This window comes from Stenotrophomonas sp. YJH_SMC_79 (assembly GCF_059367995.1).
This window is the reverse complement of sequence record NZ_JCAFRK010000003.1, coordinates 919,544-931,704: the sequence shown is the minus strand read 5'-3', so window position 1 is coordinate 931,704 and position 12,161 is coordinate 919,544. Positions and strand designations below refer to the sequence as shown.

The window sequence follows — 12,161 nt, the reverse complement described above, 5'->3', positions numbered from 1 at the left end:
GGTGAGCTGGCGGCCGGTCACGGCTTCGGTGCTGGTGCCGCTCAGGGTCGCATCGGCAATCCCGCTGATCTTACGGTTGGCATTGGCCTTGTTACGTACGTCCAGCACGGTACCGCTGTTTTCGGCACCCAGCCGCACATTGCCGGTAGCCGATACCTGCCCCACCAGCCCACCCAGCGTGGTGGCCTGTGCCAGCGCGTTGTCAGCGGTAGTCCTGGCGGCACCGGCGGTGGTCTGCGCCGTGTTGGCGGTGTTCTGTGCGGCGGTAACGTTGCTGTTGGTGACGGTGAGCTGGCGGCCGGTGACGGCTTCGGTGCTGGTGCCGCTCAGGGTCGCATCGGCAATCCCGCTGATCTTACGGTTGGCATTGGCCTTGTTACGTACGTCCAGCACGATACCGGTGTTTTCGGCACCCAGGCGCACGTTGCCGGTCGCCGACACCTGCCCGACCAGGCCCGACAGCGTCGTCACCCGGGCCGCGGCAGCATCAGCGGCGGTCTTCGCGGTGTTTGCGGTGCTCTGCGCAGTGGTGACGTTGGTATTGGTGGTATTGAGCTGGCGGCCGGTTACAGCTTCGGTGCTGGTTGCACTCAGCACCGCGTCGGCAACGCCACTGATCTTGCGATTCGCATTGGACTTGTTGCGCACGTCCAGCATGGTGCCGGTGTTGTCAGCGCCCATGCGGATGGTGCTGCTGGCCGAGGTCTGTGTCAGCAGACGGGTGTTGGCCAGCGCCTGGTCGGCGGCAGTCTTGGCGGCGTTGGCGGTGGTACGCACCACGCCCAGATCGGCGTTGGTCTTGTGCAGCTGCTTGCCGGTGACCGCATCGGTACTGGTATCGGACAAGCGCGCATCGGCGACGTTGACGATGCGGCGTTGGGTGGATGCGCTGCCAACGGAGACGCTGTTTCCTTCGTTGGCGACTGAGCCACGGCCCAGCGCCACGGCGCCGCTTGCGCTGGCAGTCGCATGGTGACCCAACGCGACACCGTCGTGCGTTGCGTCGGCACTCGCCCCCAGTGCGATCGCACCACTCCATCCTGCCGTACCGGCACGCGCGTTGCCGCCGATGGCGATGCCACCCAGGCCTGCGCCCGTGTCAACATTCGCACCGCTACCGACGACGACGGCATTCCGCCCCGATCCTGATGCATCGTTGCCGATCACCGTGGCCCCGATGCCGTCCGCCCTTGCCCAGGCGCCCAAAGCGGTACTGTAGCCCTGGTAGGCAGTTGCGTAGTAACCCAGTGCCGTCGCGCGGTCACCCAGAACCTTGCTGCGATGTCCGAATCCAGTTGAGAAGCGACCGTCGATTTCAGTTCCATTACCCGTGATCATCGAGTTGCGGGTATTGCTTCCCACCAGAGTGTAGATGCGACTGTCGTCGTGCCCATAGGAAGGCGTACAGGGATAATAGTCCTCTATCAGGGGCAGACAGCTCTCATTGAAGACGGCCGCAGCAACCGGCGACGACGCACAGAGAACAGCCGCCATCAGGCAGAGCTGCGTTCCATTGCGCTTGCCTTTTGTGGCACTCAGCTCACTCGCAACTACCCAGCACTGACGGGCAGTCGACCACAATCTACGATAGATCTTGTTCATGGAAACTCCTTAACAGGACAAACGAAGGGAACGCCGTGGCGCTGCAGCCACGGCGGGTGTCGGAGATCAGGGGGCGAAGGTCTGCAGGTGTTCGCGATAGCCATCGCGGGTGAGGCGATAGCGCAGTTGCACGGTGCTTCCCGCAGCGGGAACGAACGGCAGTTCCAATGCGCTGCCGGGGTACAGGCTTCGCGACACGTCATGCGCAGTGCAGCGGCTGCCCTGGCATTCGGCGATGCTGGTGATGCCCAGGCGCAGCGTTCCGGTGTTGCGCAGCTGGTTGCCGTCCAGGCGGAAGCCGACGGTGCCGTCATCCGGCAGTACGTTCACCAGCGCGCCCCACACCAGGCTGACGCCGACGTTGGCCTGCGCGCCCTGCCCGCTGGGTTCGAGTGGTGTTTCGTCCGGCCCGCGCACGCCCTCGAAGTAGACGCGGTAGGCGGTTTCCTGGGTGACCGGTTGCAGCGGAATGACGCGGATCAGGCGATTGCCGCCCCCGGCCAAGGCAAACTTGCCCGGGGTGATGGCGATGGCCGCCTCGGCCGGCTCGATCTCCACCTCGTTCTCGTCGGCCTGCGCCGCGTTGTCGATGCGGCGGATGGATGCCTGCACGTACTGCGGCTGGGTGGACTGCGAATAGACACGGATGTTGGTGCCCTTCTTCACGTCCACCGATGCACGCATGGGGTGCACGGTGAGGTTGGCATGGGCGGGAACGGCCGCCGCAAGGGCGATCGACAGTAGTCCGAACGTGATCGGTTTCATCAGGGTCTCCAGGATCAGGGACGCGTAGTGGGCAGGCGCAGCTCGACCTTCAACTGGCCTTCGTAGCCACCGGCGCGCTGTTCGGTGATCGGCACGCGTGGTGTGGTCAGCAGCAACGGGGTGGGGACGCAGAACACCGGCTGGGTCATGCCTGGCAGCAGCACCAGCCGCAGCTTGGCGGTGTCGATGCCGCGCAGTTGTTCTTCCACGCCGTTGGCCATGCGGCGACGCACGCCGGCATGTTCCAGTTCGATCATGTAGTCCAGCCGCTGGTCATCACTGCTGCCGCCATCGTCATGCCACAGCGAGTACCCCAGTGGCCCGGGGGGACGCCCGCTGGTGTCGGTGACAGTCAGGCCCAGGTACTCACTCTGTGAGCCGAGGCCGTCGTAGAGGCACATGTCCAACGGCTTGCGCCCGCCCACGGTCTGGGCGAGTGGGTCGTAGCTGAGATTCAGATCGACGTTGGGCGTGGTCTGCGGGAACTCCGGGAAGTAGATGGAGACCGCGTCGTAGTCGGTGATGGTTATCTGAAAATTGAAGTCAAAGCTCGCAACGCGAGAGGCAGCACTACTGCGAAGCGTCAGCTCCAAGCGGCCGACCCATCGACCCGCGACCAAGCGAGACAGTTCCGCATCTGAAATGAACAATGACGCGGCGGTCCCACTGGCCGGCGTCCTTGGACACGGGGTCGAGTAGCTGGTCCAAAGAGGGCGTCTGTCAAACTGCCAATAGTTATGGCACACCAATCCCGAGTCAGCACGCTCCAGATATCCCTCTACCGCGAGTGAGGTCACCATGCCGCTACGCAGCTCCGTGAACTGGAGTTGGATGCGACTCACATACGAGCCGTTCTCGCCGGTATCCGCCGTCGGACACTGACCCGTAGCAGGGTTCTGACTGGAGTTGCAGGTGAAATGGAGTTGTCCAAATCCCTGCGCAGGGTCACCGTCGTATGCAAGCAGCGTTCTTTCCGCAAGCAGGCGAATGCCACCGGGCAGCAACGACCTGTCAAAGTTCATAATGATCGTCTCTGAATAATCCATGGGTACTTGATCCGGCGGCCTTTGCGCCCACGCGCCCGGCACCAGCAGCACGCTGGCCAGCACCACCCACACCCACACAACACCCCGCCTCATGGCGTTCCTCCTGCAGCAGCGGTCTGGGGCGTCGCGGCAATCAGTGCCTGTTCCTGCAGCAGGCGGGTCACCCGTGCCTGCTGGCGGATCTCTGCTGGCAGCTGGGCCACGGCAAGCGGCTTGCACTGCACGGTGCCGACCAGCAGCACCACGCTGCGCCGCTCGCGCACCTGCAGCGGGCAGTGCAGCAGGCGGTCGTCCTGCAGCAGGTAGAGCGTGCGTTCGCGACGCGGGAAATCGGCGACGAAGCCGCCGTTGCTACCGGTGCCCGGCACCGGTGCGTTGAGGATGCGGGCGCCGCCCAGCGGCAGCCCGGCAATGTCCTGTGCGTTGCCGATGAAGGTGTAGGTCACCTCGATCGGAATCGGCATGCGCAGCAGCTTGCCCGGCGGCAGGAACAGCGGGCGCGAACCGCCCACGCCGGTCACCCGGATCGCAGCAATGCTGTCCATGGTGCTGGCGTCCTGCACTTCGGCGCGGTGCGACTGGTAGGCCGACAGCGGCAGCAGGCGGCGCTCGCCCAGGGCCAGCTTCTGCCGGCGCAGGCCGCCAACCTGCAGTTCGGCGGCCACCCCACTCAGGTCCAGATCGTCGGTGTCATCCACCTGCACGGCCAGCCCGGATTCAGCCCCCAGGCCGCCGCCCCAGTAGAGGCCACGGGCGCCCAGCGCCAGGCCCGAACTGTGCGTGGCGCTGTAGGCCATTTCGTTGCGGCCACGCTGCTGGTACCCCACCACGGTGGCACCGGTGTGGCCGATGGCGTTCTGCAGCTGCGCCGCGAGGTTGGCGCTGTAGCGCTCGCTGTTGTTGCCGCGCAGTTCGGCAGAGATTTCGCGGTACTGGTTGTCGTATTCCCGGCGCAGACTCTGGCTGACGCCGTAGTTGATATCCGGCCGTGCGTGTTCAGGCTGGCGCAGGTCGGCACTGTAGCGCCGCTGCGACGAACCGCGCTCGCTGCGCTGCAGGCGGGTCAGGCTCAGGTTGAGATACACACCGCGGTCGCGCCCGCTGCGCAGGCTGCCATCGGTATCCTGCTGCCACAGGCCCACGCGCGCGGCCACGCTGAATTCGTTCCAGCGCTGGGTGCGGCCGTAGCTGGCCTGCCAGGTGCGGCTGAGCTGCGGCTGCCGGGTCGGCGCCGGCAGCAGCGGTGGCAGCAGCGGATCCAGCCCGGCCAGTGGATCATCCACGGCGCCAGGCAGGTCCAGCCCCGGCCGCCAGGTCTGCCGGCGGGTATAGCCAACGTAGGCGCTGCCACCGGCCAGCGGCAGCGCTACCGACGCGCTGAGCGAATCGGCGCAGCCCAGCCGGTCACGCGCGTCGTCTTCGAAGTTGCAGGCGTTGCCGCGCAGGCGCTGGTGGTAGACGTTCCAGGACGCGCCACGCCGGTACGACAGCTGGTGCTGCTGCCCGTTGCTGCCATCGCTGCCCTGCATGCCACTGAAGCTGGCGCGGACCTCCTGCGTGGCGAACACGCGGCGCAGGTCCACGCGCAGTTCGCCATAGCTGTAGCCACCGATGTCGGCCACGCCGGCGGTGGCCGCAACGTTGCGGCCCAGAGGAATGCGCAGGCCGGCCATCGCCGCCAGTTCATCATTGTGGCGTGCTGACCGGCGCTCCTGCCGGCGCCCGCCCTGCAGGAACCACTGCACGCTGCTGTCGGTCCAGTCGCCGCCCTTGTCGAACGGTGCTTCCTCGCTGCGCACCAGCACGCCGTCTTCATGGATGCGCAGGCTGACGGTATAGCTGCCGAACGGGAAGCGGCGGGTATCGAGCTGGTTGATGCCGGCCTGCAGGTAGTAGGTCTGCAGCAGACGGTTGCCGTCGAAGGCATCCACGCGCGCATCGCGTGCCAGCAGCACCGTGAGCGGAGTGGCCTGCACGGCAGCATCGGCATCCACATAGGCCTGGGTGGTGCCCAGGCGCAGGCCCTGGAAGCGGTCCAGCGGCAGCATGCCGAAGCTGAAGGTGCCGCCCAGCGGGCTGGAGAGATTGCGGCGGTCCATGCGGCCCAGCTGCAGGTAGTGCTGCGGGCCCAGGTCGTGCCGGTAATAGGCGTTGTCGAGCTGGAAGTCATCGCGCATGCGCTGGTTGCGATAGCGCTGCTGGCTGTAGTTCCACTCTGCCGCCAGGTGGCCACGCTCGAACACGCCCAGCATGCCCATGCCCTGCGCCGACAGCGCCTGCATGCCGCGACCACCGCTGAGGTTGATGGACTGCTGGTGCAGGAAGGCGTTTTCGGCATTGGCGCTGACGCTGTGGAAGCGGGATGCGGCCGGCTCACCGTTGATCCACTGGCGCGCGACGAACAGCCGCACCGTGCCCTCGCCTTCGTCATACAGGGCCCGCACGGCGGCAGGATCCTGCGGCGGCTCCAGATAGCCGCAACCCGCGCTGCCCGCGCCGAAACGGCAGGCCAGGTGGCTGTTGCGGGGGAGTGGCTGCGAGGCTGCTGCCAGCAGCGCCTGCTGCGCTTCTGCGGACAGCTGCAGAGCGGCCAGCACCGCGGTGGGGTCTTCCAGCTGCACGTGTTCCAAAGTGACGCGCACCGGCATGAGCCCGGTCGAACGACCGAACAGGCTGATGTCGAGTTGTTCGGTCTGACCTTCGACCAGATCCTCGAAACCGGGTGGCACGCCACGCGCCATCACCCACGGTGTGGGCAATGACAAGGCGAGCGCGATCGCCAGCCGGGTGACGGCGGGTGCAGGTGTTTTCATGGGGATGCTGCCGGAAGCGGCCGGCCCGGTGATCGGGCCGGCCCGGGGTGTTACGGCGAAGTGGTCGTCTGCGCCATTGCAATGCTGACCATGCCTTCATACTTGCCGGCCACGGTGATCGGCGCACGGGTCGCCTGGGCGACGACCAGCGGCATCGCGACCGAACCACCCGGAACGCCACCGCTGTACAGGTCCGCTGCCGGGAACTTGGTGTTGACCAGAGTCAGCTCCTGGCGGTTCAGGGTGACCGTCAGCGGCACGGACGGCGCGGCGCCGGCGGCATCGGTGGCGATCAGCGATGCGGCATTCACCAGCCGCACCTCGACATCCTTGGCAATGTCATTGGTGTAGATGCGCACCTGCTGGCTCCAGGGCGACAGGCCGCTGGCCGGGTTGTGCACCAGGTTGACGACATCCGGCAACGCCGTGCCATCGTCCTTCAGCAGGGCCAGCGACGTATCAACCTGGGCCCAGACGGAGATGTTCGCTTCGGCGGCGTTGGCGGACAGGGAAGCAGTGGCCAGCGCAGCAGCGAGCGCGGCCTTCTTGAGAATGGCGTTCATGGGGAGTCTCTCTCGGACAGGGAAAATGAAAGCCGCCCTCCCCCTGGAAAGAGGAAGAGCGGCGCCGCCCGCAGAGGTGGTTGCGGGCAACGGAGAGAATGTTAGGAACCCATTGCCATGCAGACCATTCAAGCTTTCCTAAAACATTGAACGCTAAGGAGAAACCTTGAAGACGCTCAATGTTTGAGAGTTATGCAAATTCCCTCACTGATTAAATGCAATAAACCTCATTGCCTTGCCTCTGCAGGGTCGAACCGCGCCGAAGAATCCGTGGACGCGCTCCAGATGAACGCATCGCCATGCGCGCGGAACCTGTCGCCGGGCGGAGAACATGATTCGCGCTCGACTGCTGTTCGCATTGCGCGCGCGATTCAACTGCCGGTCGACGCTACCTCCCGGGCAATGACAACAGGAACGACTCCATGGCCGCCACCAATGCCAAGGGTGTCTCATTCATCGGGTAGTGCCCTGCACTTTCGATGACCTCCAGCGTTGCGTGGCGATAGCGGCACAGATAGGTCTTCTCCATCAGTGATCGGTTGAACGTTGGATCCTTCCCGCCCACCACCACCTTCAACCGATGTTCGCCGATGATCTCATCGCTGAAATCCGTATCTGCCCACGCGGAAAGATAGGCAGCAAATGCGCCGGGCGTGGAGTGCTCCATTGAGTAGTCGGCCTTCCAGTCCAACCAGGCGGCAGGCAGCCGCCCACCGGTGCTGCGGTCGATGATGGTCCGCCGGTTGGCCAGGCTGTCGGCGGCACTCTCCAGCAGGCGCCGCGTGGGCGTGTCATAGGCAATACCACCGCAGGGCACGGGCGCGATGGCCAGCATGGATCGCACACGCTGTGGCGCGAGCACGGCGATGCGTTCGATCGCCATGCCTCCCATGGAATGCCCCACCAGGCTGAAGGTGCCGATCCGCAGCGCATCGGCGAGCGCCAACGCATCATGCGCGATCTCGTCGATGCTGAACTGACCCGTCGCATCGCGCATGCCTCCGTAGCCACGGCAATCCATGAAGACGCAGCTGAAGTGATCGCGCGACAGCCACGGCTCGATCGGCTCGAACGCATGCGCGTCGCCGAACCAGCCATGCAGGACCAGGACGAAGTGAGGCCCCCGCCCCACGCGATGAAAAGTGTTGGCCATGAAGAATCGCCACAGTCAGAAGGAGCACTGATGCTAGGCAGGGCAAGTGCGGCCCGCCGTCGATGGCGGGTCAACCGCTATAGAATCCGGGCCATGCGCAATTCGCTGCTCGATCCCTACGAAGACCTGCCGCGCGATATTGTGGTCACCTCGAACGACTACGCGGCCGCGTCCACGCTTCCCCGGCATGCCCACCGACGCGGTCAGTTCGCGTTTGCGGCGCGCGGCACCATCAGCGTGACGACACCGCAGGGACGCTGGCTGGTGCCTCCGCAGCGCGCCTGTTGGGTACCGGCGGGGCTGGCCCACGAGATGACGATGCGCGGGCCGGTAACGATGCTCAATGCCTTCCTTTCCATCGAGGCGGCCGCCGCCGTGGCACTGCCAATGCACTGCAGCGTGTATGCGGTCTCTCCCTTGCTGCAGCAGCTGCTGGAGGATGCAGTGGACCTGCCGCCGCTCTACGACGAGGACGGGTGTGCGGGCAAGCTGATGCAACTACTGGTGGCGGAGATCGCGTCGATGCCGACGCTTTCCCTGCATGCGCCATTGCCTGCCGATGCACGCCTCGCGCGTATCTGCCGGGCGCTGTTCGATGCGCCTTCGCTCGCCATTGGGCTTGATGAGGTGGCTGCGGAAGCGGGCATGAGCCGTCGCACGTTCACGCGGATGTTCCGCGCGGATACCGGGGTGAGTTTTGCCGAGTGGCGGCAGCAGGTGTGCCTGCTGGTGGCCATCGAACGACTGGGGCAAGGGCAGGCGGTGACGCGCGTGGCACTGGACCTGGGATACGCAAGCCCGAGTGCGTTTTCTGCGGCATTCCGGCGTGTGCTGGGGAATTCGCCGAGCCAGTATTCAGAGGTGTAGCAAGAGCAGTCGAGCATGGCTCGACTCTACAGAAGCGTGCCAACCAAGGTTGGCACCCACCAGGGTGGCGGCAAAAAAAACGCCCCGCGGATGCGGGGCGTTCCCAGCACAACCTACGCGGGCGATCAGCCCTGGTAGTCGCGCACGTCGCTGCCGGTGTAGACCTGGCGCGGACGGCCGATCTTCATTTCCGGGTCAACCTGCTGTTCCAGCCAATGCGACACCCAGCCGGAGGTACGGCCCAGGGCGAACATGACGGTGAACATTTCGGTCGGGATCTGCAGCGCCTTGTAGATGATGCCGCTGTAGAAATCGACGTTCGGGTACAGCTTGCGGGCGACGAAGTACTCGTCCTGCAGCGCGGCCTGTTCCAGCTTCACGGCCACGTCCAGCAGCGGATCCTGCACGCCCAGCTGCTTGAGCACCTTGCTGGTCATCTCGCCGATGACCTTGGCGCGCGGGTCGAAGTTCTTGTAGACGCGGTGGCCGAAGCCCATCAGGCGGAAGCCCGAGGTCTTGTCCTTGGCCTTGACCACGGCGGACTCGACGTTGTCGGCGCTGCCGATCTCTTCCAGCATCTTCAGCACGGCTTCGTTGGCACCGCCGTGGGCCGGACCCCACAGCGCGGTGACGCCAGCGGCGACCGACGCGTACGGGTTGGCACCGGTCGAACCGACCAGGCGCACGGTCGAGGTCGAGGCGTTCTGCTCGTGGTCGGCGTGCAGGATGAACAGCAGGTCCAGCGCCTTGACCACGTCCGGGTTCAGGTCGTACTGGCCGTCCGCCGACTCGAAGGTCTGCTTCAGGAAGCGGCTGACGTAGTCCAGCGAGGTGTCCGGCTTGTTGGCCGGCAGGCCCTTGCCGTGGCGGTAGATCAGCGCCGACAGGGTCGGCACCTTGGCGATCAGGCGCACGGCGGCCTGGCGGCGCTGTTCGGCGTCGGACAGGTCCAGCGAGTCGTGGTAGATGGCCGACAGCTGCGCGATCGCAGCAGCCAGGATGGCCATCGGGTGGGCGTCCTTGGCGAAGCTGCCGATCAGGGTGTTGATCGAATCGTCGACGTTGGCTTCGGCAGCCAGCTCATCGGTGAAGGCCTTCAGCTGCTCGGCGCTCGGGCGCTCGCCGTTGATCAGCAGGTAGGCCACTTCGACGTAGCTCGACTTTTCCGACAACTGTTCGATCGGGTAGCCGCGGTACAGCAGCACGCCCTTGTCGCCGTCGATGTAGGTGATGGCGGACTTGCAGCTGGCCGTCGCGGTGAAGCCGGAATCGTAGGTGAAATACCCCGTTTCCTTGGTCAGCTTCGCGATGTCGACGCAGTCGTTGCCAAGGGTGGGTTTGATGACGGGCAGAACGACCGACTTATCGCCGGCGTTGAGCGTGACCTGATCAAGATCGGACACTGTGTGCGCTCCTTCATGGGAAGGCGCCTGCCCAAGCGCATTGGTCAGGCACGTGAATGACGTCCTCGGCCTGTGCCGGGGATCAGGTCATTATCGCACAGCAGCATTTGTCGGGTGCTAGACGGAAGTCGTAGACGACAGGCGGCCAGACGCCGGCCGTTGAGCGGCCCGGATCGGCAAAAGTGCTGTCACACGAACGCAGTGTTCCGTCCATCCAAACGCCCGTTGGGCAGGCGCTGGGGAAAAACAAACGGCCGCGCAGAGCGCGGCCGTCGGTTCGAAGCAGGATCGACAGATCAGCGCGCGTAGCGCTTCTGGAACTTGTCGATACGGCCCGAGGTGTCGATGACCTTGTGCTTGCCCGTGTAGAACGGATGCGAAGCCGAGGAAATTTCAACCTTCACCAGCGGGTAGTCGTTGCCGTCTTCCCACTTGATGGTTTCCTTCGTCGCCATGGTCGAGCGGGTCAGGATCTTGAAATCGGAGGTGACGTCATGGAAGACGACGTCGCGGTAGTTCGGATGGATATCGGCCTTCATGGGCTCACACCGTAAATGGGCTGGTGGTCAAGAGCGGCATTATAAGCACCGGTTGCCGCCCGGGGCAACCGGTGCCGGGCAATTGACTTCAGTCCGCGCCCAGGGCCTGGCGTACCAGGGCCTCGAAACGCTGCTGGTCGTAGGCCATCAGCAGATCGCAGTTGTCCGGCTGGCCGGTCTGGCGGTTCCAGTCGACGATGGTGGCACCGCGGCTGAACGTGCCGTTCAGTTCCACGTTCAGCGGCCGCGACTCGACCTGCAGCTGCCCTTCCGGGTTCAGTGCCCAGGCCATGGCCACCGCATCGGCGGTGTACCAGCGGCCGCCTTTGGCGTCTTCAGACAGCGCGCGGGTCTTCCGCGAAATCAGCTCGTAGAAGCGGGCGCGATCGGAGTCGGCCTGCAGCCACGTCTCGGCATCTTCCAGCGGCAGGCCATGGGCGACGGTTGCCTCCCAGTCCGACACCAGCAGGTGCTTGAACGAGGTGAACACCACGTGCGCCGCTTCAGGGTCGAAGGCGATGTTGAACTCGGCCGCCGGGGTGATGTTGCCGTGGCAGGTGACTGCGCCTCCCATCACCACGATGCGCTTGATGCGCTGGGGCAGGGTCGGGTCCAGCTTCAGTGCCAGCGCCAGGTTGGTCAGCGGGCCGAGCATCACCAGCATCAGTTCGCCGGCGTGCTCATGCGACAGGCGCAGGATGGCCAGTGCAGCGTGCTCGGCTTCAGCCTGGCGGCTCGGCGGCGGCAGGTCCACGTCGCCGTAGCCGTCACGGCCATGCACGTGGGCAGCGTCGACGGAGGGATGCAGCAGCGGATCCGGGCTGCCGGCAAACACCGGTACGTCGGCGCGGCCGACGATGTCGCAGAGCTTGAGGGCATTGCGGACGGTGTACTGCAGGCCGACATTGCCGGCGGCGATGGTCAGGGCGACCACGTCATGCCGTTCATCGGCAAAGGCCATCAGCAGGGCCAGGGCGTCGTCCACACCGGGGTCGGTGTCGATCAACAGGGGGATCTTGTGGGTCATCGTTGCCGTCTTCAGATCGGCAACGAAGTGTGGACCGGGATGATGACCGTTGCAAGTACGGGGGTTCTGGCAGGGCTGCGCCCTGCACCCGCAGAATCAACGGCAAACGCCAGAGCAACGGCAAAAGCTGGTTTCCTGGGGGATGCGGGGTGGGTCCGGTTGCGGGGGACGCCGTAAACCCGTCCTTGGGGGCTTGGCCGCGGCATCCATGCCGCGGACACCCCCGCAACCGGACCCACCCCGCCTTCGACAGATTTCCGCGGTCTGTCGGAACGGCGGATGTTGGTAGGTGTCGACCTTGGTCGACACATCCACGCAATGCGTGGATGAACATGGAGATGATCGAAAGCGCTGTAGAGTCGGGAATGGGCTCAGAGCCCTTC

General features: G+C 65.2%; 10 protein-coding genes. 1 reads left to right on the top strand and 9 read right to left on the bottom strand.

Annotated elements, in window-relative coordinates; translation table 11 throughout:
• The 6 genes from AC5P57_RS15285 to AC5P57_RS15260 form a co-directional block, all read right to left on the bottom strand.
• The coding region (locus AC5P57_RS15285) for an ESPR-type extended signal peptide-containing protein (RefSeq protein ID WP_495219648.1) at positions 1-1,602 on the bottom strand (1,602 nt) is incomplete at its 3' end.
• Positions 1,603-1,668: 66 nt separating this feature from the next.
• Positions 1,669-2,367, bottom strand: a complete 699-nt coding sequence (locus tag AC5P57_RS15280) for a pilus assembly protein (RefSeq protein ID WP_099552978.1) — start codon at positions 2,365-2,367, stop codon at positions 1,669-1,671.
• 14 nt (positions 2,368-2,381) lie between these two features.
• On the bottom strand, positions 2,382-3,506 hold the full coding sequence (locus AC5P57_RS15275; protein WP_099552977.1) for a CblD like pilus biogenesis initiator family protein: 1,125 nt from the start codon (positions 3,504-3,506) through the stop codon (positions 2,382-2,384).
• On the bottom strand, positions 3,503-6,226 hold the full coding sequence (locus tag AC5P57_RS15270; RefSeq protein ID WP_262235309.1) for a TcfC E-set like domain-containing protein: 2,724 nt from the start codon (positions 6,224-6,226) through the stop codon (positions 3,503-3,505). Before AC5P57_RS15270 ends, AC5P57_RS15275 begins: the two co-directional genes overlap by 4 nt.
• A gap of 50 nt (positions 6,227-6,276) precedes the next feature.
• On the bottom strand, positions 6,277-6,789 hold the full coding sequence (locus AC5P57_RS15265; RefSeq protein WP_099552975.1) for a CS1 type fimbrial major subunit: 513 nt from the start codon (positions 6,787-6,789) through the stop codon (positions 6,277-6,279).
• A 388-nt stretch (positions 6,790-7,177) separates the two neighbouring features.
• Positions 7,178-7,942, bottom strand: coding sequence for an alpha/beta fold hydrolase (locus tag AC5P57_RS15260; protein ID WP_262235310.1), 765 nt, complete (start codon positions 7,940-7,942; stop codon positions 7,178-7,180).
• Positions 7,943-8,035: 93 nt separating this feature from the next.
• On the opposite strand from AC5P57_RS15260, the gene AC5P57_RS15255 reads away from it, so the two are divergent.
• Positions 8,036-8,809, top strand: a complete 774-nt coding sequence (locus AC5P57_RS15255; protein WP_262235311.1) for an AraC family transcriptional regulator — start codon at positions 8,036-8,038, stop codon at positions 8,807-8,809.
• 125 nt (positions 8,810-8,934) lie between these two features.
• On the opposite strand, the gene AC5P57_RS15250 is transcribed toward AC5P57_RS15255, so the two are convergent.
• The 3 genes from AC5P57_RS15250 to AC5P57_RS15240 all read right to left on the bottom strand — a co-directional run bounded on the left by AC5P57_RS15250 (position 8,935) and on the right by AC5P57_RS15240 (position 11,778).
• A complete protein-coding gene (locus AC5P57_RS15250; RefSeq protein WP_057501408.1) occupies positions 8,935-10,212 on the bottom strand; it encodes a citrate synthase in 1,278 nt (425 codons plus the stop codon).
• A 296-nt stretch (positions 10,213-10,508) separates the two neighbouring features.
• Positions 10,509-10,751 carry a type B 50S ribosomal protein L31 gene (locus tag AC5P57_RS15245; RefSeq protein ID WP_010484049.1) on the bottom strand — a complete coding sequence of 81 codons (243 nt, stop codon included), beginning with the start codon at positions 10,749-10,751 and terminating at the stop codon, positions 10,509-10,511.
• 88 nt (positions 10,752-10,839) lie between these two features.
• Complete coding sequence (locus AC5P57_RS15240; RefSeq protein ID WP_099552971.1) at positions 10,840-11,778, bottom strand: nucleoside hydrolase; 939 nt, start codon at positions 11,776-11,778, stop codon at positions 10,840-10,842.
• Between the last annotated feature and the right edge of the window lie 383 nt (positions 11,779-12,161).